Source organism: Chryseobacterium taiwanense (genome assembly GCF_000813825.1).
In the GTDB taxonomy this organism is placed as follows: Bacteria; Bacteroidota; Bacteroidia; order Flavobacteriales; family Weeksellaceae; genus Chryseobacterium; species Chryseobacterium taiwanense.
This window is the reverse complement of sequence record NZ_JWTA01000007.1, coordinates 1-24,926: the sequence shown is the minus strand read 5'-3', so window position 1 is coordinate 24,926 and position 24,926 is coordinate 1. Positions and strand designations below refer to the sequence as shown.

The window sequence follows — 24,926 nt, the reverse complement described above, 5'->3', positions numbered from 1 at the left end:
AGCTAACACAACAAAAAGGATTATGAAAAAGTTGATCTTATTAAGTTCACTCTCAGTTTTTTTAATGAACTGTAATAAAAAAACAGAAACTGCAGCTCCAAAAGTAGAAATAGACTCAACAGCTACTACAGAAACAGTAACCGACACTTTAGGTCCAAAATCTTTCTGCTATATGGGCGTAACCGGAAAAGATTCTGTATTTGCCAATATTGATGACAATTTGGGAACAATTACCGGAAAAATGTCTTACAAGAACTTTGAAAAAGACAGCAATAAGGGAGATATTTCCGGTTATAAATCAGGAGATACCTTAAAACTGACTTACGAATTTGTATCTGAAGGCAAAAAAAGTGCAAGAGACATCTTCTTCATTCAAAAAGACAATACTTTAACGGAAGGTATTGGTGAGCATAAGGAAGAAAACGGGCAGGTAAAATATGTCAGTGAAAAAAATATCAGCTATAAAGACGGTCAAAAGCTGGAAACCGCTGATTGCAATATGGTAAATAAAGCTTTAAAATAAAGAAAAATGCAACTTTAGTAAGTTGCATTTTTTTTATAATTCAGTTTTAATAATTTCAATAAAATCATTCACGGGTTCGTCCTCCGTATTCCAGGAAGTAATAAGACGAATAGCTGAAAAATTTTCATCAACTTTTTTCCAGACATAGAACTCAAACTTCTCCGATAATTTTTGAATGACTTCATTGTTTAAAATCGGAAAAATCTGATTGGTATATGTATCTGAAAGAAATTGTACTCCTTTTTCTTTCATTGCATTTTTGATTTTCATGGCCTGCTGATTCGCATGTTTTGCCAAGTCAAAATACAAATCGTCTTTCATCAATTCTAAAAATTGAATTCCTAATACTCTTCCTTTTGCCAGCAACGCTCCTTTTTGTTTGATGTTAAAAGCGAAATCCTGCTGAAGTTCCTGATTATTAATGACAATAGCTTCACCAATTAAGGCTCCGTTTTTAGTTCCTCCCAAATAGAAAACATCAGTAAGTTCGGCTACTTTTTCCAGCGTAAGATCACTAATTTCAGATGTCAAACCATGTCCCATTCTTGCTCCATCCATAAATAAATACAGCTTGTTTTCTTTACAGAATGTTGAAAGAGCTTCCAGTTCTCCTAACGTATAAATCGTTCCAAGCTCTGTAGAATTGGAAATGTACACCAACTTTGGCATGACCTGATGCGGAATATTTCTGTGATTTTCCAAAACCGGAATAATATCTTCCGGAGTTAGTTTACCGTCTTCCTTTTCTATGCTTAAAATCTTATGACCGGTTGCTTCAATTGCTCCTGTTTCATTATTGAGAATATGACCTGTAGCTGCCGAAATCGCACATTGATAAGGCCTTAAAATAGATGAAATTACAATTAAATTAGCCTGTGTTCCTCCAGAAACAAAATAGATCTCCGAATCGGCTTTTTGTATTTTTTGTTTGATCAATTCTTTAGCCTGTAAAGAATACTCATCTTCTCCATAACCTGCCTGTTGATTAGTATTATGCAGCAAAAGTGCCTGCAAAATATTCGGGTGACAACCTTCCGAATAATCGTTTTTGAATGAAAATTTCATAGAGTAAAATTAAAAAAACTTAAAATAACAACCATTAATAATTCATAATATTTTGTTAGATTTGTAATGAAAATCATCTAACATTTTGAAAACAACCTTAACCGAAGAAAACTATCTGAAAGCTTTATTTCATTTAGTAGACAACGAAAGCAAAGTAACGATTAATGAACTCAGCAAATTTTTGAATGTAAAAATGCCGAGCGTTAACAACATGATGAAGAAGTTTGCAGAAAAAGGCTGGGTAATCTATGAAACCTATAAACCTCTTATCGTTACTGAAAAAGGAAGACGAGAAGCAGCTCTAGTCGTAAGAAAACACAGGCTTACAGAAATGTTTCTGGTGAAGAAAATGAACTTTGGCTGGGAAAATGTTCACGAGATTGCGGAACAGCTTGAGCATGTACATTCTCAGATTTTCTTTGATAAAATGGATGAAATTCTTGATTATCCTAAATTCGATCCTCACGGAGAACCGATTCCTGATAAAGACGGAAATATCATTGCTCAGGATTTACAAAAATTAAGTAACTGCGAAATCGGAGAAGTGGTAGTTTTTGCTTCCGTAACCCTTTCGGATGATGCCTTTCTTAATTATCTGACGGAAAGAAATCTATTGCTGAACAAGAAAATAAAAATCATCAAGATTGAAAGTTTTGACAAATCAATTACCATAGAAGTTGATGGAAAACAGGAAGTTTTGAGTAGAAAAGCAACAGAAAAAATATTGATAAAAAAGTAATTTCAAAAACATTAAGATTTTATTTAAGGAACTAAATGATTAGGCTTAAATAAAATCTTAATGGGTAAAAAGTATTATTTTAAAATATTTTTCAAGATCTCAGAAACCGTATCAATTTCATCAACCGTATTGAAATAATGTGGTGATAATCTTACAATTCCGTTGATATTTTTATTGGTAAAATCAATTAAAGCAGAATTTTTATACGTTACGGAAAAGAAAACATTATTTTCTTTCAATACTTTCTGAATATTTTCCAAGTCTCCGTTTGGTTCACAAAAAGTAATAATACTGCCCAGATTATTTCCCTGATCCCAAATCTGGAAACCGCTATTTTTTAAATTCCCTCTCAGTCTTTCGGATAAGCCTTTGTTATAGTGTTCAATAGCATGCATTCCAATATGATTCGCATATTTAACAGCTTCCGTAAAACCCAGCAAAGATGCGTAAGAAATTTCCCAATGTTCGAATCTTTTTGCAGTTTTAAATAATTCATAATCATCATATTCAGACCAGTGAGCCCCTCTCATATCCAGCAATAAAGGAGCATAATTCTGTTCCAGCATTTTATCGGAAACATATAGGAATCCCGTTCCTCTTGGTCCTCTCATGAATTTTCTGCCTGTTGCCGTTAGAAAATCACACCCTATTTTCTCAACATCTACAAACATTTGTCCAATAGATTGGCAAGCATCTACCAAGTACAAAACATCATATTTTTTGCAGATCTTTCCGACACTTTCAACATCCTGAATTAACCCTGAATTGGTTGGAATATGAGTAACTGCAACCAACTTTGGGTTATAATTTTTAATCAAATTTTCTAAGTCTTCCAAATCAAGCTCATGGTCTGAAAGCTTTTTTGTTCTGATAATTTTTACATTCAGTTTCTTCTGAAGCGAAATGAATGTAATCTGATTGGAAATATAATCATCAATCGTTGTAATGATCACATCTCCTTCTTTAAAAACAATACTCGACAAAGCTTTTGCATAAGCATCTGTAGCACTTGTTGCAAAAGCAATATTTGAAGATTTACAGTTAATCAGTTTAGCGGTTTCTTCATAAAAGCTTTCAAGCAACTCAGCATTTCTGTTAGCAGTTTCATATCCTCCGAATTGCTCTTCCTGTTTTAGATAACCAATCATTGAATCTACTACATGTGTTGGCATCAAAGAAGATCCTGCATTATTTAGAAATATTTTACCATCAAATAATCCTCTAATGTCCTGTCTTATTATATCTATATTCATATGTTACTGACTATTTTTTTAACAATTTTACACAAAAAATCCCGAATTTACATTCCCGGGATTTATTTTTTAAGCTATAGTATGGTTAATCTAAAACGCTCCAACCTCTTTTCGGATTGGTATTGGAAGAAACTTCCTGTTCGTTTACGATAATATTTTCTTTTCTCTGACCAATATAATCCAGCTCGCTCAGTTTTGAGAAGATAATTTCCAAGCTTCTCAGCATCTGCTGAATATACAATAACGGTTCTCCGCAATTGTGGTGATCATAGTTTGTTTCCGCTACAATAGATAATTGGTTTAATAACGTATGAGGCGCAATTTCACTCCATTCTAAGCTATAGTTCAGCATTTCTTCCAGTTCTGCGGGAACCAAAACTTGTGTAGCATTGTATAAATTCAGAGCTAGTTTTGCAAAAGATTCAATTAAAAATACCGGTGGTTGCCAAGGCGTAATATTTCTAAACTGAAAATACATATCCGCAAAAGTGGTCACCATCGTATTACACAGAAACTTAACGTTCTGCGCTAATGCAGTATTCTGATTTTTATGAGAAGCTTTCTGAATAATTTTAAAAGCATACTGCTGCAGATTACCAATTGATTTCGCAAAACCATTATAATAGCTTAACAATGCAGGATGACTCTGAACGGAAGTGCATGGTGGAATAAAATTTGAATCTACCTGTGCAATATTACCTTTTAAATCAACTTTTCCAACAATTAAATAGTTTCCTCCTGAATAACTGCTGTTTAGAGAAGTTACCGGAAGTAATTCTATATGGTAATTGGATTGAGCATTCGGATGTCTCGGTGGAATTTCTTCAGGATCAATATCCCCGAAAGGAACTTTATCAAAAGGATTTACCGAAATCAAAATATAATATTCTCCGTCTACCTGTTCCTCGTTCATTGATTTTGCCAGTGATTTTACGCTCACTCTCCTATCATTAAGCTCTACTCTATATCCGGCTAATGTAACGGCGCTGCAATGTTTTATCACTAACTGAACATCATTGGTTGCGGTATTATGAACATCAAAAATAGTTTTGTCTGTAAATTCATTGGGAATAGGCAACAGTCCGTAATTATAATTGGTAATTCCTAATGAATTGGAGTCTCTGATGGTATCAATTAAAAAATTGTCCTGATCATTTAAGTGTCGCTGAGAGACTTTCATTCCGTCTACCCAATTGATCGCAAAATGTCTAATTGGCTGTATCATATTAAATACTTTTAAGATTTGTGTGTGTTATGGTTTTTTAGCAATTCCTTCTTCTTCATGCTGAATTACTCTTTTACAAATAACCACTTCATTTTCTGAAATGCTATTTGCAGAAATATCCTGATCGAAATTGATATATTTTCTAAAACTGAAAAATGATTTTTTCGTGTAAAAAATCCAATAATAAGGTTCTTTTTCACTATCTGAAAGATGAATAATAGATCCCGGATTTTTATGGTTATAATCATCGACTACTCTGTAAAACCAATCTCCGAAAGTAACGCCTGTTGGTAGCGTTTTGGCCTTAATTCTGAATCGATTAGATTCTTCCAGATTTTTACTTAATTCCACATTCAAGACCATCAATCTGTCAAAATCCGCTCCTTCAAAATCAGGAAGTTTTTGATCCGGTGAATACCTCCATGTTTTATAAATATCAACAGGGATACTGATAAACTGAACATAACAGTAATGAAATACCAACGGAACGAGAAATATAAATGCACTGGTTGCAGACATTACAGGATATCCCGTTCCTCTGCTCATCAAGCTAAAAATCAAGGTAAACAGATACCCTCCGAATAGAATACATGTGACTGAAAGTACCGATTCAAACAGTACACTCATTGAAAAGGAATCAATATGCTTTTTAAAATACCTGTCTAAAAGATTTACGTGGATAATCCCCAAAATGAAATAAACGATCTGAGCAATCAGATACCAATAAGGATTAAAAGAGTTTCCGGCAAAGCCAAAAAAACCGGGTACCGCTATACACAAGCTGCACAGAAGGACGTATATAATAATTGTTTTAATTTTAATCGCAGGTTTATTTCTTCTGATTATTCCCAGAATAACCATCATAATGACTGCAATCAAAGGCATTAAAATATATCTTAAGAATATACCTTTTACTGAAGAGATTTCCATTTGTCTTTTTTCAATTAATAATGTCTTGGTTGGTGTTTGTAAATATAATAAAATATTTTAGAGGAATGTGGAGTAACCAAGGCGGTTTGCATTTCGTTCGTCATCCTCCAGAGCGAATGAATATTCTTCTTTTTCTGTGATGAAATTTTCTTTCACATCTACGCTTACCGGCAAAAAGTAATCATATAATGTATGAAGAACTTTTCTAAATGGGCTTCCGTTAATAAATTTTTTCATTTCATAATAAGGAATAGGTCCAATATTCACGACCCAGTTTCTTTGCCCGTCCATATGTCTTCCGCTCGGAATATAGGTAACTCCCAATCTGGAGTTTCCAAGCAGCATAGAGTCATCATTCTCCTCTATTTTGTCTATTACATTGGGAGCAAAGGTAACTTCTACGGGAATTTGAAGAAAAGCAGTCATACATCTTTCAAACCATTTTTTATCTCCTCTAATCTGATGAAAAAAGGGTAAAATATAAATAAAAATATAAGCGTTCTGCTTGTCGAGCATTGTCACTAAAGGCCAAAGCTCACTGATCGTATCTAATAAAGAATCCGTATCACTTGAAATATCAAAATCAAATTCTTTGAGTAAAGCACTTATTTCGGTAAAGAAAATCTCCAGTTCAAAAGGTTTGAAAAACTTCCTTGCATCTTCCTCTACTCTTTTTTGCCTTCGGATTTCTTTAACAACGGTTTCTACATTTTTTCTAGATGCTCCTAATGACGGCGGATGAAATAACCCTTCAGGAAGGTAATCGTAAATTCCTTCTCTGTATGTTTCGATCGTGAAAACTTCTTCATCAAAACCTAAAAAATGGCTTGAAATGCCTTTTATATCCTTAAGGTAGGCTCTATCGTTAATTCCTAAACGTTCAATAAAAATATTACTGACTGCTCTATGGTATTTTAATAAATTAACAGCTACAGCTTCAGCTTTGAAATCTGTCTGTAACTTATTATAATTCATATCTACGATATTATTCTCATACATAGTGTTTCTTGTGATTTGGGCATGTAAAGGTAATATATCTCATAGTATTGAAAAAATATTTTCCCAATAATTTTATCTTAAAAATACTAATTTAATCCTATTAAAAAGAATAATCCTACTAATTATCCGTAAAAATACGGTAAAAGGATTTCAGGTTTCTTTGCTTACATTTCTCCGCAATTTTAGAACAACTGAGAAATAAATTCACAAAATACTTATTTAGATTAAATTTTATTAACACTCTTATAAATAAGAATTCTGCCATATTTAATTCTACTTCGGAAAGTGAGCCGTATCTTTGCACCCTGAAAATGTTATTTACAATGAAAAGTATTTATTCTAAAATTCTGATTTTAGCTTTCATGGCATCTTCGCTTTATTCTTATGCGTGGGGATTGACGGGACACAGAATTATTGCAGAAATCGCAGAAAATCATCTTTCCGGAAAGGCAAGAAGAGAAATTAAAAAAATAATGGGGAGAGAGCGCCTTGCGTATTGGGCAAACTGGCCGGATTTCATTAAATCTGATACTACAGGTGCATGGAAACAGGCTTCAGCTTGGCATTATGTAAACATTGATCCTCAAACAGATTTCAAAGCTTTCGAAAAGAACTTGGAAGCTCAGGCGGGACCAAGTTTATATACTCAGGCAAAAGTATTGTCTAGCCAGATAAAAAATGAAAAAACATCTGAAAAAGACAGAAAAATTGCTTTGATTTTCCTTATCCATATTATGGGAGATTTAGCACAACCTTTACATGTAGGAAGAGCTGAAGATCTAGGTGGAAACAAAATTAATGTTACTTATTTTGGAGAGAAAACAAATTTACACTCAGTTTGGGACGGAAAATTGGTAGATTCTCAAAAGTACAGCTATACAGAATATTCAAAATTACTGGATATTAAATCTAAAGATGAAGTAGCGAAAATTCAGTCAGGATCATTGGAAGACTGGTTGTATGATTCTCATCAAATCGCGAATAAGATCTATGCTCAGACTCCTAATGATTCAAAATTAGCATACGATTATCAGTATAAATTCAATGATACGATGGAAAGACAGCTTCTATACGGAGGTTTGAGACTGGCAAAATTCTTAAATGATCTATTTTAAGAGTGAATCGTCAATAGTGAATTTTATTCTTACTTATATAAGCGGAACTTAGGTTTCGCTTTTTTGTTTTTAAAAAGTAACGAGATTAATTTTTGAACTTAATGATTTACCAGAAAGTTTATCATGTTGAAAGCATTTAAGTATAAATAAAAAGATTCGAGCCTAGATGCTTTCAGCATGACAAACTATGTGAATATTTTTGAATGTTGAAATTTGAAATAATGATTGCCACTCTAGCCCCGATTGGAACGGCATCCTTTTTGGTTGCGGGTGGAGCGAAGCGAAACCCGTAACCAAAAAGATACAGTGGAAAGCGGGATAAGCTCCTTATAAATATTTTAAATCGATAAAATGCTTTTCGATAACATATTTCAAAGAATTTGCTTGAGTTGATCTATTTAAAAATCATGGTTCTGCTGCGTGAGAGCCATAATTTACAACTATTTTTTCAATTGTAATTTAAATAAATAAAAAATAATTGAAACATGTGTAACCTTTTTACCTTTTCAAACGTATAATATATAGTAACTCTTTTTTGAGGAAAAAAATAGATGAGACAATTAAAAATCACTAAGCAGGTAACCAACAGGGAAACTGCTTCATTAGACAAGTATTTGCAGGAAATTGGTAAGGTTGAACTAATCACTGCGGACGAAGAAGTAGAATTGGCACAAAGAATTCGTGCGGGCGACAGAGCAGCACTTGAGAAATTAATCAAAGCCAACCTTCGTTTCGTAGTTTCGGTTTCTAAACAGTACCAAAATCAAGGTCTTTCTTTACCCGATTTGATCAATGAAGGTAACTTAGGACTTATGAAAGCGGCAAAAAGGTATGATGAAACTAGAGGTTTCAAATTTATCTCTTACGCGGTGTGGTGGATTCGTCAATCAATTTTACAGGCGTTGGCTGAACAGTCGAGAATTGTAAGATTGCCATTGAACAAAATCGGTTCTATCAACAAAATCAACAAAGCATACGCTCACCTTGAGCAGGAAAATGAAAGACCACCTTCTCCGGAAGAATTGGCTGAAGTTCTTGACATGAGCGAGGAAGATATTAAAGAATCTATGAAAAACTCCGGAAGACACTTGTCTATGGATGCACCTTTAGTAGAAGGTGAAGATTCTAATCTTTACGATGTATTACGTTCTGGAGAATCTCCAAGTCCGGATAAAGATTTGATGCTTGAATCTCTACAAATCGAGATCGAAAGAGCATTGAACACTTTAACTCCAAGAGAGGCTGACTTGGTAAGATTATATTTCGGATTGAACGGAAAACATCCAATGACTTTAGAAGAAATTGGTGAAACTTTCGATCTTACCAGAGAGAGAGTCCGTCAGATCAAAGAAAAAGCGATCAAGAGATTAAAACATAATACCAGAAGTAAGATTTTGAAATCTTATTTAGGTAAATAATTTTAACGAACAATTTATAGGCGGAGCTTGATTTTCAGGCTCCGCTTTTTTTATATTTGAATATGGAAGAAAATAAATTTAATCAAATAATTAAAAGTGAAAATTTTGCTTTAGCTTCAGATTTATCAGAAGTAGTATTGGATAGTTTTATTGATAATGAAATCCTAAAAGATATACCAATGATTGGAACAATCTCAAAATTACTAAGTCTTGGTACTACAATAAATGATAGATTGTTTACAAAAAAATTACTTCACTTTTTAAGAGAATTAGAAAACATTGATCAAAATTTAATTTTAAAAGAGATTCAATATATAGATGATTCTAAAAAGTATAATCAAAAAGTTGGAGAAAAAATACTAGAGGTAATTAATAGAGTTGATTCAGATGACAAACCTAAAGTCATTGGTAAATTATTTAGAAATTTTTTACTTAAAAAAATTACATATTTTGAATTTTTAAGGCTTTCTCATATAATTGAAAACGTATTTATTCTTGATCTTTTAATTTTAAGTAAATCTAAAGAACATATTACTCTTAAAAATAATAAAATAACATATCTTCCGCTTAATGAAAATAGTAAAGAATTATTTAATTATAATATTGTAGATAATATAACTCCAAATGATTACGTGGACCCAAAAGATATTACAGTATTTCAGTCATCTGTAAAATTGACAACCTTAGGACTAAATATATTAAATTACGGTTTAAAATAATGAATTCAATTTCAATCATCGGAGCAGGAATAGGAGGTTTAACACTTGGGAATATTCTGAAACAACATAATCTCGATTTTACCATTTACGAATCGACGCCTGAAATAAAACCCGTAGGTTCAGGAATTATGATGGCTATCAATGCCATGCAGATTTTTGAAAATTTGGGTTTAAAGGAAAAAATTGAAAAAGCAGGAAATACAATTCACGGAATTTCTATTACTGATGAAAAACTAAACTTCATTTCGAAAACCAATGTGCTGGAACTTGAAAAAAAATACAACTCCTGCAATGTAGCAATCCACAGAGCCGATTTGCAGAGAATTTTAACCGAAAACATTGGTTTTGAAAACATTAAACTGAATCACTCTTTAAAAGAAATTCAAACAGATGCAAACTATCTTCTCAACTTTGAAAACGGGACGAAAGTTGAAAGCACAACCGTTTTCGGAGCAGATGGAATTCATTCAAAAATAAGAGATCAGATCTTTGGACTAGGAACCATCCGCAACACAGAACAAATGTGTTGGAGAGGATTGGTTGAGCTTGACTTGCCTGAACAATTTCATCATGAAGCTATTGAAGTATGGGGAAAAGGAAAACGTTTCGGCTTCGTTAAAATGACAGACAGGAAGATATATTGGTATGCCGTTATCAATAAAAGAATACATAAACGCTATAACAGTATCTCCGAAAATTTTCATGGTTTCCACTCATTAATCATCGATATCATTGATTCTACTTTGAAGGAAAATATTATTCTTAATGATATTATAGATCTCTCTCCTATTCCAACGTGGCATTCCGAAAATCTTTGCTTGATTGGCGACGCTGCCCATGCGACAACGCCCAATTTAGGACAAGGTGCTTGTCAGGCCATTGAAGATGCGTATATCATTGGGAAATTACTAGAGAAAAATAAAGATTTTAATTTCATTTTTGAACAATTTCAGAAGATCAGAAGAAAAAAAGTGGATCATGTTGTCCGTACAAGTTTAAAGATCGGACAGATTTCTCAATGGGAAAAAAGAACGTATTTACGAAATCTTATCATGAGATTAATTCCTGAAAGTATTAACCAGCAAATGGTTGAAAAGGTTATAAAATTAGAACTGTGATTGGATTTCCCACAGATTTTTCAGATCAACACAGATATTTATGTTTAATTTCTATAAAAAGAAAAATACACGCAATCATTCGTGTAAATCTGAGAAATCTGTGGGAAATAAAAAAGACTGCTTCAATACTGAAACAGTCTTTGTCATTAATAGGTTAAAGTAATTCCGGCTCCCCAACCCATTTCATTATCATAATTTCCGGAAACGGATAGCCACTTTTGTAAGATATAGCGTAATCCTGTGGTGAATTCTCCGTCAGAATTTAAACTGAAATTCCCTCTTAATCTTCTGGAAAGCGGTATATCTTCCCTGCTCAATTCGAGTAAAACTTTTCCGTTTTGATCAACACTTGCATCGGCTGTCACCAACATAGGCAAGAGGTATTGCATCCCGACAATAAAGTTGGCTTTATTTTTAGAAGCTATCTGCTGACCGAACCAGCTTTTCTTTCCGTGAAAGTCCATTCCCATTTCTTCCGTCATCTGTCTTTCCATAATTTCATGGTTTTTCTGAATTCTGAAACCTGCATAAGGTAATGCCCATTGGAATTTCCCTAAGAATCTCCCTACTTTCATACTTCCTTCAAAATGATCAAAATCCCAATTGGAATGAAATTCATTAAGGTTTGCCCATCTTGGTCCGAACATCGTCATCGTTTCAGCATGGAGTTTATTACTCTGCAGATCCAGCATCGCCATTGAACTTACCATTCTGTTATCTTTCATAAAGTCTTTCCATGCTAATTTTCTGTTCGGAAGCTGAGGATTCGGTTTGGAGTTTTCGTAGCTGAAAATTCTTCCCATTCCTGCCATCATGTGATACAGAATATGACAGTGAAAAAACCAGTCTCCATCCTGATTCGCAGCAAATTCAATCGTATTGGTTTCCATCGGCATGATATCTACCACATTTTTAAGTGGTGAATATTCTCCTTTTGAATTAATTAGTCTGAAATCATGACCATGAAGGTGCATCGGATGACGCATCATTGAATTATTATACATGGTAATTCTCAGGATTTCTCCTTTTTTCACCATTATCTTATCTGTTTCTGTAACGGTTTTATTGTCTAACGTCCACAGATAATGATTCATATTTCCTTCCAGAGTAAATTTCAGTTCACGCACATTTTCCGTCGGAAGAATTGTTTTTTCAGGAGATTTTAAAATATTGTAAGATAATCTTTTAATTGATTTTTCTTCCTGCATATTCATTCCTGAATGATCAGAATGATCTTCACTTTCTTTCTCTTTGGTTTTAATTCCCATCATTTCATTGATATGCTTCATCGTCATTTTTCGCTGGCTTTCAGGAAGTTCAGGATACATCACTTCATTCATATCCATCATCTGATTTCCCATCGTCATATTCATCGGCTTCATATTTCCGCTCATCTCCATCATGCTGTTCATCATTTTCATTCCTTCAAAAAGTTTTAATCTCGGCAAATTCGGAGCTTCTACTTTCTCTCCTGAACCTAACCAAAGTGAAGCATGGCCAATTCTGTCTTCCGAAGTTGCACGGAATTCAAAACTTTTATTTTCAGGAATGGTCACTTCAATATCATAGGTTTCCGAAACTCCTACGATCAGACGGTCAACTTCAATAGGAACTACGTCATTTCCGTCGTTTCCTACCACTTTTATTTTTCCGCCTCCGAAATTCAGCCAAAAATAAGTGGAAGAACCACCGTTTGCTACTCTTAATCTGACTTTATCTCCTGCTTTTAATTGGGAATAATCAGAGCTAGGCTGTCCGTTAATAAGAAATTTATCATAATACACATCACTTACATCCATCGCCTCCATTCTCTTCCATTCATTCAGAGCCTTTGTTCCGAAGTTTCCTGATTTAATCGCTTCCCAATAGCTCTGAACTGCATTTTTTTTAATGGCATACCAATCTGTATTCGCCATATGAAGCCGTCTTGCAATCTGCATAGGATCATCATCACTCCAATCTCCTAATAAGACCGGAATTTCTTTTGTATATTCCGTTTTAGGCTCTCCTTCTCTTTTTTGAAAAACCAAAATTCCATTCATTCCGATCTGCTCCTGTAAACTTTCATGAGAATGATACCAATACGTTCCGTTCTGGGAAATTTTAAATTTATACAAATGTGTTTCTCCCGGCAGTACAGGTTTAGTAGTCAGATAAGGAACTCCATCATGCTCATTAGGTAAAATCACTCCATGCCAATGGAAACCCGTATTTTCTTTCAGCATATTATGAAGGTAAATTTCTGCGGTATCTCCTTCTGTGAAATATAATGTAGGAGCCTGTAATTTTCCGTTTACAGCGATAGCTCTTCTATTTTTACCTGTAAAATTTACGATGGTATCTTTTACATAGAGATCATAACGAACTGTTTTTCCTCCAAAACTTATCTTCCCATTTTCTGAGTTTCTTTTTAAAACAGAATTCTTAGGTTCTGGATCAGATTGAGACTGATTATGATTTTCAACTTCAACCAACTCCATTCCGCATTTCGGGCATTTTCCTGGTTTATCCAAAATAACTTCCGGATGCATGGGACAGATATATTTTTGAGATTGAGGCTGAGATTTAGTTTGAGGTTTAGATTGGGTTTTATTTTCAGAATTTAAATTAGGCTTAGTTTTATCTGTTTTCTTAGCCAGATTCGCTTTTTTAACATCATTTTTGTTCTCAACCTTAGTCTTAGCCTTATTTTTAATTTCCTTTGATTTTATCTCTGTTTTAGCTACAGTTTTCACTTCCGGTTTAGCAACAACTTTCGGTTTGATAACCATTGTTTTCTTTCTTAAAGTCATTCCACATTTCGGGCAATCTCCCGGTTTTGAGGAAACAACTTCAGGATCCATCGGACACGTAAAATATGTTTTTGTTGTCTGTGAAAAACTAAAGACAGAGAATAAAAGCATCAGAAACATTATCATCTTTTTCATAATATTTCGAAGTTTTTAAAGTTGTATAATCCTAATTAATACTTAAAGTTAATTTTAATTAAAACTATACAACTTATTATTTTTAAATAGAATAGATTAATTATTTAATCTCTGACTTTACACTTCCACATGAAAGCATAGAACTTCCATAGTAAGGATTTATGATTTTCTTCTCATCGCTCAACCAGCTTCCGTCCGCCATAGGACAATACTGAACGTAGATAGGATTTTCAGATAACTTAAACTCTTTGGTAAGAGCAATCATATTATCCGAAAGGTTTAAAAAGGTTTCTCTTTGGGTACTTATATTTCTTGCATCCGAAATAGCCGTAGCATCTTTTCTAAGGATATTTAAATTCCCTTCTGAAACCTGCTTGTAATCAATAGCCGAAGCTGTTTTAATGAATTCTGTTGCTGCTTTTGAAGTTTTATCTGCATCATCTGAAGCCAAAGCAGATTTTATGGCGATGTAATTCTGGTAAAGCTTAGAAACCTGAGCGTCTTTTTTAGACTGCGCTGAAAGAGAAATTACTGAAAATAAAGATAATGCTGCTGTAATGATATATTTTTTCATTGTTTTAAATTTTAGAATTAATTTGTAGGGTTAAGATTTTTTATCGCATAATGCGATACATCATGTCGTTCGTAATGATAAGTGTATCAAACGACTGACAAATTTTAAATTCTAAATGTACAATGATTAATATAGATAGGAACCGACCGATTTTCCGGTGGTGCATTGATTTGAATCTGAGTAAATTTTGTCGCTGAAAAAGAGCGATCAATAATGAAAAATTCGTGATGCTGAACTTCTGAAATCTGTTTTAAAAAATCGATTTTAAGCAGATCCGACTTTTGAGAATCGTCAACTTTTACAATTTTGATTTCAGTTTTACAGCAGTCTTTTTTTGTTTTAACACCGCATTTACTGCAAACATCATCAACTTTCTGGCTTATAGAAGCTAATTCTTTCATGCAATAATGTACACTGAAAACTGTTCCGGAAGAAAATCCGAAGTAGAAAACAGAAAACAATATGGCAAGAATCTTTTTCATTGAGGCAAAGTTAAAAATATCTTTAATATGAAGGTTATAGAATTTTGTATTGTTGTTATAAAATTCGGGAAAGAAAAAAGCTTCTGATATTTTCAGAAGCTTTTATATTATAATTTGAATTCTAATTTAAGATTGAAAAAACGTCCTGTCAGACGAACCGGAACCGGATACATCAAGTTGGAATTATAATCGGTAATCCACTGATTGGCAACGGTATTATTAATATTAAAGGCATTGAAAACCTGAACCCCTAAAGTCAATTCTTCAAAATTGCTCCAGAAACCGTACGTTTTTTTATTATCTTTTCTATCGATAAATACTTTAGAAAGCCCTAAATCCACTCTTTTGTACGCAGGTAACGTATTCTGATACTGATATGGATCGGTAAATACGGGCGCTCCGTTTGGTAATCCCATTGCATACACCAAGGTAAGGTTTACACGCATTGAAGGAAATCTCGGCATATAATCCTGATAGAACATCGCAAATCGAAGTCTCTGATCTGTAGGTCTAGGAATATTTCCTCTTCCATCTATATTTTCATACGCTCTTGCATAACTCGCAGATAACCAAGAATCTATTCCTGGAACAAATTCTCCATATAGTCTGGTATCAATTCCATAGGCATAGCCCGAAGCATTGTTTTTACCAGAGTAACGGATTCTGACATTATCCATATAATAAGGGATAAGGTTATCCATTTTTTTATAATAAAGTTCAGTACTCAACTTAAATGGTCGGTCATACATCTCAAATTCGTAATCATTTGCCAATATAAGCTGTATTGAACGTTGAGATTTTATATCAGAGTTGAAGTTCCCTTCCAGATCTTTAATTTCTTTATAGAAAGGCGATTGATAATAAATACCTCCATTCACTTTAAATAACATATCGGAATCCCAATCTGGTTTTATAGCAAACTGGAATCTCGGAGAGAATATGGTTTCTTTATTAAAGCTCCAATTAGCCACTCTTGCCCCTACGTTTACAAATACCTTGCTGCTTCCCCAATAGAATTTTTGAGAATATTGTGCATAAGCAGACAATCTTGTCGGCTCAATATGGTTTTTTCCTGATATACTGTAAAACAATTCAAGATCTGCTTCATTAAGTCTAGGATCAAGAATATTGGCAGGTCTTGGAATACTATATCCTGCAGAATCTACCAACTTCCATTCATTGGTAAGATCTTTCAGGTTTTCTTTTTCATATTTAACTCCAACTTCAAAATCGGAATTTACATTAGGCGAAAACCTTGCTTTGAACTGTGTTCCGTACGTTCTTACAAAAAGATCATTTCTTGCACTTTCAATCTGACCTCCTACGTCATATGACACAACAGGTGCTCCCGTTGATGGATCAAAAGTCTGAAGTTCGTATTGAGAATGAATGGTATAATATTCTTTTTCTCTGTTCTGATAGGAAAAGCTGTCTAAAGTAAATCTCCATTTATCTGATGGTTTGTAATTCATAGAGAATGTTCCCATCATATTTTTATACATGTCCTCTTCTCTTCCCGCATATCCAATGTTTACGGTAATAGGCTGCTGAAGACTTCCAAAAGTTACACTTTTTGCTTTAGGCACCATTTCATAGTCATTCTTAGCATAGTACCCTATGAATGAAAGTGAAAATTTATCGCTGACATGATAATTGATATACGACTGAAAATCCCAGTACGTAGGGTTGAAATCTGTATCTTCATTTAAAGTATTCAATACCAAATTGGTATTTCTGTACCTTCCTGAAAATAAAGCGGTCAGTTTTTTATTTTTTGAAGCTAAACCAGTTGTCAATCTTCCTCCGATAAGGCTAGCTTCTCCTGAAAGTTCGAACTTCTTAGGTTCTCTGTAATAAATATTCAGAGCTGAAGACATTTTATCTCCATATCTGGCTTCAAAACCACCGGCTGAAAAGTTAACCGTAGAAACCATATCCGGATTAATGATACTCATCCCTTCCTGCTGAGAATTTCTGATCAAAAAAGGACGGTAAATTTCAATATCATTGATGTAGATAAGGTTTTCGTCATAGTTTCCACCACGAACCATATATTGGGAAGAAAGCTCTGTATTGGAGTTTACGGAAGGTAATGTTTTAAGGATTCCTTCAATACCTCCTGAAATACTCGCAACATTCTGAGCATCTTTTGCTGAAATTTTCACAGCGGAAAGGTCGGTTGTTTTTCCTGTTTGTTTCTGGAAAACGACTTCTTCAATATAGGTAACTCTGGTTGTTGTAGTATCTTTCTTTTTGACCTGAGAAAATACAAACAGAGGCGCCAAAAGGCTCAATGGTAAAACTAGTTTTTTCAAACGAAATATTTTAAAATTTCAAACGGTTAATTTATAACTTTTATTTTATTATTTGACTCTGCAGAAAAACTTTTGACCACTCTTCCACAAATTTCTCAGGCAATTTCTTTTCTTTTATGGCAACAATGCACATAAATACATCATTCTCACCTTTTGTATAGTAATACACCTGAGACTCTGTAGTCTTGGAATCTTTATAAGAATCGGCTTCCATCCTAAAAAGAATATACTCGCGTTCATCCTTTTTATTTCTAGCTAATTCTTTTATTCTTAAATTTTTTGTTTTTGTCTTACTCAATTTTTTATGATTATCAAAAAAAGTCTGCAATGGAACCGATGCCATATTTTTAGTGACTAATTTTGTGACAATAATATCATAGTTATCCCAATTCTGACCTTTAGGAATATATTCCATCAATATCATCTGGTCATTTTCCTGCTTTTCTTCCAGATGAAGATTGTATTTTTCAGGCAAAGAAAATTGTAAAGAATCTCTTTTCTGTGCATATACAGACAGAGAAAAAGAGAGTGATAAGAGTAATAAGAATTTCTTCATTATAAAATAGCTTCTCTTACTCTTGTCAATTTTTGTAATAAGTCTTCTAATAAATCAAGTCTTAGCATATTCGCTCCATCAGATAAAGCAGTTTCAGGAGTTGGGTGGGTTTCTATGAAAATTCCGTCTGCTCCTACAGCGATTCCTGCTTTTGCAACGGTTTCAATAAGTTCTGGTCTACCTCCTGTAACTCCAGAGCTTTGATTTGGTTGTTGTAAAGAATGGGTAACATCTAAAATAACCGGAGCATATTCTCTCATGGTAGGAATTCCTCTGTAATCCACGATCAAATCTGTATATCCGAAAGAATTTCCTCTTTCAATAATCGCTACTCTTGGGTTGTCTGAATCGGTAACTTTCTGAACAGCAAATTTCATAGATTCCGGAGAAAGGAATTGTCCTTTTTTCAGACTCACACATTTTCCTGTTTTTGCTGCAGCCACCAAAAGGTCTGTCTGACGTACTAAAAAAGCAGGAATTTGCAGAACATCAACATATTGAGCTGCCAAAGCTGCGTGTTCGTTCTCGTGAATATCGGTCGTTGTTGGAATATTAAAAGTTTCTCCAACTTTTTTAAGGATTTCCAATGATTTTTCTTCACCAATCGTCGTAAAAGAGTCTACTCTACTTCTGTTGGCCTTTTTGAAACTTCCTTTAAAAATGTATGGAATATTATATTTATTAGTTAATTCTACTACTTTTTCGGCAATTCTAAGCGCCATATCTTCGCCTTCAATAATACATGGACCGGCAATAAGGAAAAAGTTTTTTGAATCTTTGTGATGAATATTATCTAAATACTGAATCATTTTATTTTTTATTAAAAAGTTCAGTAAAAATACTGAGAAAGTTTCAGAATCGGAAATTATTTGAGGGCTTTAACAGACTATGGCTACAATAGCTTTCATCTTTTGGATTTCTAAATTTTTCTGATTTTTAGTTTTTATATAGACGGATGCTTCGACTTCGCTCAGCATGACAGTCGAATACTATCTGCTTTTTAACTTAACATTATTTTATAACCATGTCATGCTGAGCCTGTCGAAGCATCTATTTTTCACTAAACTCAAGAAAAATTTAAAATTTCTTTAAAATCTTTTCAAAAGTATTAATGTTTCTGCTGGTAAACTGGTCTTTCAGGCTTTTCTTACCTAGAATTTTTCCAAAAGTAGAATCTAATGTATTTCCTTTTGGAACTTGCCAGTAGAAGATATCGTTCACGATTTTAGCCTCTTCATTATCGGTTTTTGAAGCATTTTCAAATTCCTGCATTAACACTTTTTCAACACCATCATTTCCAACAAAAGTATAGGAATGAAGATCATCATTTTTTTCAAAAGGGTTTCCACTCCAAAATTGTTCTACTTCTTCCTGAGATTTAACGAATAAAAAAGCATCATAAGAGAAATGTTCAGACATTGCCTTTTCAAGAATTTCTTTTAACTCTTCAGCTTTTTTATCGGATGAAAAGACAATATTTCCGGAAGCCAAAATAGAAATCACGTCATTCATTCCGGCATTTTTGAACACCTGACAAACGTCTACCATTTTCATATTGGTTCCTTTCACATTGACTCCGCGGAGAAAAGCACAGTATTTCATAGTTTTTAAATTCGTTAAAATCTTTGTCGTTAATTATTTAATCTTTTCGTATAAATTATAGTCAGTTCCGGAAGGCTTTAAATGGTAAATTTTTTCAAGGATTTTATTCTGACTGCTCAAATGGTCTTTGATACGAAATTCTTTTAAAAGTTTATAATGTGATTTATAATATTCAGCATCTTTTCCGCTAAACAGATCCTTATAAGAAAGTAGATATTTAGGTTCTCTTTTCTTTACGGTATTCATCCAATAATTGGTTTTATCTTTTTTAATTTCTTCCTGAATCTGCTTGTCAACCAACCCTACTTCATCAATCGTTTTTAATCCTGAGAAATACGGGACATAACCAGCCGGTTCAAGTAAAATCCATTGTTTTTTATCTTTTTCATACAAATCCAGATAAAGCCCGATTGATCTTCTGTAATTCCATTCTCCGTTTCCTGTCGCTATGGAATGTACAGTCTGAAAAGCCAACATAGGAAGAATATAGAAAACAATGAGAGCGCTCAGCCAAAGATTTCTTTTTTCCTTCTGCTCCAACACAAATATAAGAACCGGAACAAAAAGCAAAATCTGCGGCACCCAATAATACCAATCGAAAAGGCTTTTCTGTGAAAGAAAAATAATCTGCTTTGTCCAGGCAAAAATGAAGATCATCCACAAAAATTTATTTCGTTGTGTTTGTTCTTTCTGTCTTATGATAAAGATAAAACATACCATCTCAAAAACAGCTACAAGAATAGTAAAAGGGTTAAAATCTCCGGGTAATTTGAGCATTCCCCAAAAATTACCATAGTTCAGTCTGAAATAATCCCAATTTTGCTGTAAAGTAAAGTTATTGTCATATCGTAGTTTCTTGGCAACGATTGTATTGTTGATGAATTCTCCAAAATAAAACCAGTTAAAGGCCAATGCTACACCAACTCCTAAAATTCCTCCTAACACATAGCTCCATTTTATTTTCCGGTTCCAAAAAGTATCTACAAGGAAAACAATTCCTAAAAAAATAACGGAATCTATTCTTGTAAATAAAATGAAAACCGGTAAAATAAGCAAAGCCCATCTTTTCTCTTTTTTAAAGCCATAATACAGCAAAGCCATTTCTAAAAAGAACAGAATTCCATACTCCATTCCTAAAATAGAAATCTTTATGGAAGGTGGAAGAATACCAAAAAGAAATATGAAAATTGCTTTATGCCAAGGATTTTTTAAAAGTAAATGGGAAAGGAACAAACTTCCGATACTAAACAGTACCGTATTGAAAATCAATAACGGTTCTATAAAATTTTCTTTCCCGAAAATAAGGTTAAAGAAATAGGAAACAAAAACATACAAATGGGTTGTAGAAGCTGAAATTTTAGTAGCACCGTTGAAACCTATGACTCCATAATCCATAAGGTTCTGCGCTACTCTCCAAGTAATAAAAGCATCTTCCTGAATATGATGGGTAAGCAAAAAGTAAAGTTTTACAATAATTGCAAAGAAAACTGCATAAACGGGAAGGTTTTTATTTTGAGATTCAGCCATTCTGTATTTTTAAGTGAGACAAATATAATTTTAAAATTTCTGAATATCAACAAATAAAAAAACGGAACCGAAGTTCCGTTTTAAAAATATTTACTGTGTTGCTTTTATAATCGCGTTGGTAATTTGTTCTTCTTTTTCTTTAGAGTAAGTAGAATCAAACGGTTCCATCACATCAAATAAGTACTGATAGAATGGTGTTATCTTTTGTACTTTTTCAGATTCCTGCATTGCTTTTTCTTTCCCAATCTCCTTAAGATTTTCAATGAATCTGTTGAACTTTCCATCGATTGGCTCTATCGATTTTACAAGATAATTGTACGCTTTATCTTTTTGTCCTGTCTTTCTATATCCATCAGTAACCGCAGAAACAACTAAAGAGTATTCCATTGGCTTACTTCTCATCTCTCTTCCTACTAATCTTTGATCTTTAGAATTTAACTTCATATAATATTCGTATTCTTCAAAGATTCCTTTTTTAAGTACTTCAGCTAATTTCAATCCTTTTTGCTCTTGTCCGGAAACAATATATCCGTATACCATAGAACTTAATGAACGAGGGTCATTGAATTTTTCTGCTGGAATTTCTTGTGAAGCAAGATCCAATAATTCTAATGCTTTTGCTTTTTGACCGCTTAATGCCAATGCTGCTGCTGCTCTACTTGCTGAACTTCTATAGCTGATAATATTTGAAGTAGCCGTTTCATCGAAATGAGTATTTAGATTTTTGAAGTTACCCCATCTGTAGTTTTTAACTACATTATAAAGTGAATTTGCATCTACTCTTCCTAAATCTCCGTCTGAAGTTGGAGGCGTATGAATTGGAACCAATCTATAGCTAAATCCATCAAACTGAAGATATTCATCAAGATAGAAAATATTCTCACTGTCATAGATACCTCCTGAAGAGAAACTTACTGGTCTTTTCCAGTCAAAGTTTGCAAGAAGGTCAAGCATCATCAGATTGCTCTTGTATAATGTATTTGCTTTATAATCAATCATAATTTGATTCGCTACATTGGGAAGATCAGCTGCGTTAATAATTCCTGCTTTTACAGCATTCTCTTTATTTACAGGTAAAATGAATTTCGTTACCGGAAGAATATTATATTTTTCATATTTCTCTTCTCCAAAATACATTTTCAACAACTCATCTTTCTCAGGCGATTTCATTTTGATGAAATTAAGCGCTTCTTTCAGTGTTATAGAATCCTGAGTAAGATATTTTCTGAATGATTGGAATTCCGTTTCCGGAGCGCCTTGTTCTTTTAACATTGAGAAAACTCCTTCCCAATCTTCTTTTTTCATCAGATAGATCTGATCATTTACTCCGTCTCTGTAATCATCGTGTGTAAGAATACCAGGAATTCCTGCTGCATTGTATGTTCTTCTCTTCACCTGATCTAAATTCCAAGGAGTGGATGCTAATGTAAAGTTTACCACTTTCACATCATCACGGAATCTTTCCGTTTCCTGAATTGCCCATACCGGATAAGTATCATTATCTCCATACACGAATAAAATATCGTTCTTAGGTAAAGATCTTAAAATAGAATATCCGTAGTCGTAAGAAGTGTATCTGTTGTGTCTGTTGTGAACGTTATAATTCTGGAAGCCCATCATAAAAGGAACACCTAATAAAACGACACCTGCTATAATATTTGCTACGTTAGATTTTACTTTAGACTGTAAGAACCAAAGAATAGCTCCTGCTCCTAATCCGATCCAGATGGCAAATGCATAGAACGAACCTACCATTGCATAATCTCTTTCTCTTGGCTCAAATGGTTTTACTCCCGTATAGAAAATAATTCCAACACTTGTTAAAATAAATAAAGATAACAAAGCATAGAATCTACCGAAGTCTCTGTTTAATTGGAAGAAGAATCCAATTAGACCTAAAATTAATGGTAAAAAGAAAAACTTAACTGTACTTTCATTTTTAAACTTCGCAGGCATTGCTTCCTGATTTCCCCACATTGCATCGTCGATAAAAGGAATACCGGAAATCCAGTTTCCTCTTGTATTTTCGCTGCTTCCTTCTAAATCATTTTGTCTTCCTACAAAATTCCAGAATAAATATCTACCAAAGTAATATCCGTTTTGGAATGTGATAAAGTAATCCATATTCTGAGCAAGAGAAGGCTTCTGCACATTGATCAAATCATAAGGTTTTACTTTCAAATAATCTGATGCAGTGATTGATCCATCTTCATATTTCCCTCTTAATTCTTCAAAAATCTGTTTTGCCTGAGGACTGTCTGCAATATCTTCGTTGTCATAATTGAAAGTAAAGTCTGGTGCTCCATACATAGAAATATAATTAGACATCACCTGCTTATCTTCACTAAACATTCTCGGCATTAAGCTTACATGAGATTTGTTGAAAACATAATTAAATCGGTCTCCCGTTTTTCTATACGTACCAGTCTTTTCGTCTTTTTCGTAAATATCACCCGTTTTAACCGTTTTAAAACTTCCATCTTCATTTTTCTCGATTCCTTTTGCATCTAAGAACGCTGTATAGTTTTGTCCGTAAAATGTAGGCCAATCACCGTACTGCTCTCTGTTGTAATAGTCCAACATACCAATTGCCGTATCAGGATCGTTAAGGTTCATCGGCGGATTTGCATTCGCTCTGATCGGAATTACCATCCAACAAGAGAAACCAATAATCATATACACGATAGATAATGAAATCGTCTGAAATACATTCTTTTTTGATTTTCTTGCATACTTGATCAGGAAGTAGCAAATCGCAACCATTAAGATAAATGCTACGATCGTTCCTGAGTGGAAAGGTAGTCCTAACCCATTTACAAAGAAAATTTCAAGCTTTCCGAACATCGTCATGATCAATGGGAAAATGATTTTAAAAACAATAATTAAAATCCCCAAAGTGATTAAGTTTGCCCAAATAAAGTTCTTCCAAGTGAACTGATAATTTCTTGCATAATATACTAAACACACTGCCGGAATTGCCAACATACACATCATGTGCACCCCAACAGAAAGACCAAGGATGAAGAAAATAAGGATGATCCATCTTTCGCTGGAAGCATCTTTATATTCATTTTCCCATTTAGTAATCAACCAAACTAATAAAGCAATAAACATGGAAGCCATAGAATATACTTCTCCTTCTACTGCAGAAAACCAGAACGTATCTGAGAAAGTAAAACATAAAGCACCGATCATCCCAGCAAAAAGGATAGATATTTCCTGATGTTTGGTTACTTCTTCAAAATCTTTGTTCAGAAGTCTTCTTAAAAAATGTGTGATCGTCCAGAACAAAAACAAAATTGTAAATGCGCTGAATAATGCAGACATCCCATTAATAACAATTGAATAATTCTCACCATTTCCAAAAGCAAAAATAGCTGCTACCGCTCCCACAATCTGGAACAATGCTGCTCCCGGTGCGTGCGTAACTTCCAGCTTTACTGCCGAAGAAATATATTCCCCACAATCCCAAAAACTAAAATTGGGCTCTATGGTCGAAAGGTAAGTGAAAAATGCAATGACAAAAATCACCCATCCGAGAAGGGTGTTCCATTGCCTAAAAGTCCAGTTTTTCATAGTATAAAATCAATTATGCGAAAATAGCGTTTTTAGATCATTCTATAGGGATTTTAACAAAATTTAAAGATTTGGCGCAGTATTTGTCAAGTCTGTAACGTTGGAAATTACAAAATAATAATATTTTTTTATTTAATCAATACTTTCAAACCCAACAAAAGTTTAGAAATTATTTATTTTTTTGTATTTTTGCCGTCAGATTTTTATTGAAAATAACAAATAATGAGTAATGTTTACGATAATATCCTTGGCCTAATAGGAAA

General features: G+C 33.6%; 20 protein-coding genes. 6 read left to right on the top strand and 14 right to left on the bottom strand.

Features of this window, described 5'->3' with window-relative positions:
• Window positions 1–22: 22 nt before the first annotated feature.
• Window positions 23–523, top strand: coding sequence for a hypothetical protein (locus tag RM51_RS09525; protein ID WP_039368247.1), 501 nt, complete (start codon window positions 23–25; stop codon window positions 521–523).
• Between the two features lie 33 nt (window positions 524–556).
• On the opposite strand, the gene RM51_RS09520 is transcribed toward RM51_RS09525, so the two are convergent.
• Window positions 557–1,588 (bottom strand): threonine aldolase family protein, encoded by a 1,032-nt coding sequence (locus RM51_RS09520; RefSeq protein ID WP_039368244.1) that lies wholly within the window; start codon window positions 1,586–1,588, stop codon window positions 557–559.
• 85 nt (window positions 1,589–1,673) lie between these two features.
• Here RM51_RS09520 and RM51_RS09515 point away from each other — a divergent pair, with 85 nt between their 5' ends.
• Complete coding sequence (locus tag RM51_RS09515) at window positions 1,674–2,327, top strand: metal-dependent transcriptional regulator (protein WP_039368241.1); 654 nt, start codon at window positions 1,674–1,676, stop codon at window positions 2,325–2,327.
• A gap of 74 nt (window positions 2,328–2,401) precedes the next feature.
• Here the strand turns inward: RM51_RS09515 and RM51_RS09510 are convergent, their stop codons facing one another.
• The 4 genes from RM51_RS09510 to RM51_RS09495 form a co-directional block, all read right to left on the bottom strand.
• A complete protein-coding gene (locus RM51_RS09510) occupies window positions 2,402–3,580 on the bottom strand; it encodes an aminotransferase class V-fold PLP-dependent enzyme (protein ID WP_039368238.1) in 1,179 nt (392 codons plus the stop codon).
• 85 nt (window positions 3,581–3,665) lie between these two features.
• Window positions 3,666–4,805, bottom strand: coding sequence for a hypothetical protein (locus RM51_RS09505; RefSeq protein WP_039368235.1), 1,140 nt, complete (start codon window positions 4,803–4,805; stop codon window positions 3,666–3,668).
• A gap of 27 nt (window positions 4,806–4,832) precedes the next feature.
• Window positions 4,833–5,735 carry a TssN family type VI secretion system protein gene (locus RM51_RS09500; RefSeq protein ID WP_039368232.1) on the bottom strand — a complete coding sequence of 301 codons (903 nt, stop codon included), beginning with the start codon at window positions 5,733–5,735 and terminating at the stop codon, window positions 4,833–4,835.
• 57 nt (window positions 5,736–5,792) lie between these two features.
• Window positions 5,793–6,710 carry a type VI secretion system baseplate subunit TssG gene (locus RM51_RS09495; protein WP_228375798.1) on the bottom strand — a complete coding sequence of 306 codons (918 nt, stop codon included), beginning with the start codon at window positions 6,708–6,710 and terminating at the stop codon, window positions 5,793–5,795.
• Between the two features lie 347 nt (window positions 6,711–7,057).
• On the opposite strand from RM51_RS09495, the gene RM51_RS09490 reads away from it, so the two are divergent.
• The 4 genes from RM51_RS09490 (at window position 7,058) to RM51_RS09475 (ending at window position 11,104) form a co-directional block, all read left to right on the top strand.
• Window positions 7,058–7,849, top strand: a complete 792-nt coding sequence (locus RM51_RS09490; protein ID WP_039368227.1) for a S1/P1 nuclease — start codon at window positions 7,058–7,060, stop codon at window positions 7,847–7,849.
• A gap of 551 nt (window positions 7,850–8,400) precedes the next feature.
• Complete coding sequence (locus RM51_RS09485) at window positions 8,401–9,267, top strand: sigma-70 family RNA polymerase sigma factor (protein WP_002979276.1); 867 nt, start codon at window positions 8,401–8,403, stop codon at window positions 9,265–9,267.
• A gap of 62 nt (window positions 9,268–9,329) precedes the next feature.
• Window positions 9,330–9,986, top strand: coding sequence for a hypothetical protein (locus tag RM51_RS09480; protein WP_039368208.1), 657 nt, complete (start codon window positions 9,330–9,332; stop codon window positions 9,984–9,986).
• Window positions 9,986–11,104 (top strand): FAD-dependent monooxygenase, encoded by a 1,119-nt coding sequence (locus tag RM51_RS09475; RefSeq protein WP_039368205.1) that lies wholly within the window; start codon window positions 9,986–9,988, stop codon window positions 11,102–11,104. Before RM51_RS09480 ends, RM51_RS09475 begins: the two co-directional genes overlap by 1 nt.
• 146 nt (window positions 11,105–11,250) lie before the next feature.
• Here the strand turns inward: RM51_RS09475 and RM51_RS09470 are convergent, their stop codons facing one another.
• From RM51_RS09470 to RM51_RS09430, 9 genes are all read right to left on the bottom strand, one after another.
• Complete coding sequence (locus RM51_RS09470) at window positions 11,251–14,031, bottom strand: multicopper oxidase domain-containing protein (protein ID WP_039368199.1); 2,781 nt, start codon at window positions 14,029–14,031, stop codon at window positions 11,251–11,253.
• 100 nt (window positions 14,032–14,131) lie between these two features.
• Complete coding sequence (locus RM51_RS09465) at window positions 14,132–14,605, bottom strand: DUF3347 domain-containing protein (RefSeq protein ID WP_039368197.1); 474 nt, start codon at window positions 14,603–14,605, stop codon at window positions 14,132–14,134.
• Between the two features lie 104 nt (window positions 14,606–14,709).
• The gene (locus RM51_RS09460) at window positions 14,710–15,087 is read right to left on the bottom strand and encodes an HYC_CC_PP family protein (protein WP_228375797.1); all 378 of its coding nucleotides are present in this window, start codon (window positions 15,085–15,087) and stop codon (window positions 14,710–14,712) included.
• 107 nt (window positions 15,088–15,194) lie between these two features.
• Window positions 15,195–17,402 carry a TonB-dependent receptor plug domain-containing protein gene (locus RM51_RS09455; protein ID WP_039368193.1) on the bottom strand — a complete coding sequence of 736 codons (2,208 nt, stop codon included), beginning with the start codon at window positions 17,400–17,402 and terminating at the stop codon, window positions 15,195–15,197.
• A 40-nt stretch (window positions 17,403–17,442) separates the two neighbouring features.
• Window positions 17,443–17,958, bottom strand: coding sequence for a hypothetical protein (locus tag RM51_RS09450; RefSeq protein WP_039368188.1), 516 nt, complete (start codon window positions 17,956–17,958; stop codon window positions 17,443–17,445).
• The gene (gene kdsA, locus RM51_RS09445; RefSeq protein WP_039368186.1) at window positions 17,958–18,767 is read right to left on the bottom strand and encodes a 3-deoxy-8-phosphooctulonate synthase; all 810 of its coding nucleotides are present in this window, start codon (window positions 18,765–18,767) and stop codon (window positions 17,958–17,960) included. The genes RM51_RS09450 and kdsA overlap by 1 nt, the downstream gene beginning before the upstream one ends.
• A gap of 268 nt (window positions 18,768–19,035) precedes the next feature.
• Window positions 19,036–19,560 carry a DUF1697 domain-containing protein gene (locus tag RM51_RS09440; RefSeq protein ID WP_039368184.1) on the bottom strand — a complete coding sequence of 175 codons (525 nt, stop codon included), beginning with the start codon at window positions 19,558–19,560 and terminating at the stop codon, window positions 19,036–19,038.
• A gap of 33 nt (window positions 19,561–19,593) precedes the next feature.
• The gene (locus tag RM51_RS09435; RefSeq protein WP_039368182.1) at window positions 19,594–21,087 is read right to left on the bottom strand and encodes an LTA synthase family protein; all 1,494 of its coding nucleotides are present in this window, start codon (window positions 21,085–21,087) and stop codon (window positions 19,594–19,596) included.
• Window positions 21,088–21,177: 90 nt separating this feature from the next.
• A complete protein-coding gene (locus tag RM51_RS09430; RefSeq protein WP_039368178.1) occupies window positions 21,178–24,663 on the bottom strand; it encodes a glycosyltransferase family 117 protein in 3,486 nt (1,161 codons plus the stop codon).
• Window positions 24,664–24,926: the final 263 nt, after the last annotated feature.

Coding starts and splice junctions, on each gene's coding strand:
- RM51_RS09525 (WP_039368247.1), top strand. CDS start 23: ATGAAAAAGTTGATCTTATTAAGTTCACTCTCAGTTTTTTTAATGAAC.
- RM51_RS09520 (WP_039368244.1), bottom strand. CDS start 1,588: ATGAAATTTTCATTCAAAAACGATTATTCGGAAGGTTGTCACCCGAAT.
- RM51_RS09510 (WP_039368238.1), bottom strand. CDS start 3,580: ATGAATATAGATATAATAAGACAGGACATTAGAGGATTATTTGATGGT.
- RM51_RS09505 (WP_039368235.1), bottom strand. CDS start 4,805: ATGATACAGCCAATTAGACATTTTGCGATCAATTGGGTAGACGGAATG.
- RM51_RS09500 (WP_039368232.1), bottom strand. CDS start 5,735: ATGGAAATCTCTTCAGTAAAAGGTATATTCTTAAGATATATTTTAATG.
- RM51_RS09495 (WP_228375798.1), bottom strand. CDS start 6,710: ATGAATTATAATAAGTTACAGACAGATTTCAAAGCTGAAGCTGTAGCT.
- RM51_RS09490 (WP_039368227.1), top strand. CDS start 7,058: ATGAAAAGTATTTATTCTAAAATTCTGATTTTAGCTTTCATGGCATCT.
- RM51_RS09485 (WP_002979276.1), top strand. CDS start 8,401: ATGAGACAATTAAAAATCACTAAGCAGGTAACCAACAGGGAAACTGCT.
- RM51_RS09480 (WP_039368208.1), top strand. CDS start 9,330: ATGGAAGAAAATAAATTTAATCAAATAATTAAAAGTGAAAATTTTGCT.
- RM51_RS09475 (WP_039368205.1), top strand. CDS start 9,986: ATGAATTCAATTTCAATCATCGGAGCAGGAATAGGAGGTTTAACACTT.
- RM51_RS09470 (WP_039368199.1), bottom strand. CDS start 14,031: ATGAAAAAGATGATAATGTTTCTGATGCTTTTATTCTCTGTCTTTAGT.
- RM51_RS09465 (WP_039368197.1), bottom strand. CDS start 14,605: ATGAAAAAATATATCATTACAGCAGCATTATCTTTATTTTCAGTAATT.
- RM51_RS09460 (WP_228375797.1), bottom strand. CDS start 15,087: ATGAAAAAGATTCTTGCCATATTGTTTTCTGTTTTCTACTTCGGATTT.
- RM51_RS09450 (WP_039368188.1), bottom strand. CDS start 17,958: ATGAAGAAATTCTTATTACTCTTATCACTCTCTTTTTCTCTGTCTGTA.
- kdsA (WP_039368186.1), bottom strand. CDS start 18,767: ATGATTCAGTATTTAGATAATATTCATCACAAAGATTCAAAAAACTTT.
- RM51_RS09440 (WP_039368184.1), bottom strand. CDS start 19,560: ATGAAATACTGTGCTTTTCTCCGCGGAGTCAATGTGAAAGGAACCAAT.
- RM51_RS09435 (WP_039368182.1), bottom strand. CDS start 21,087: ATGGCTGAATCTCAAAATAAAAACCTTCCCGTTTATGCAGTTTTCTTT.
- RM51_RS09430 (WP_039368178.1), bottom strand. CDS start 24,663: ATGAAAAACTGGACTTTTAGGCAATGGAACACCCTTCTCGGATGGGTG.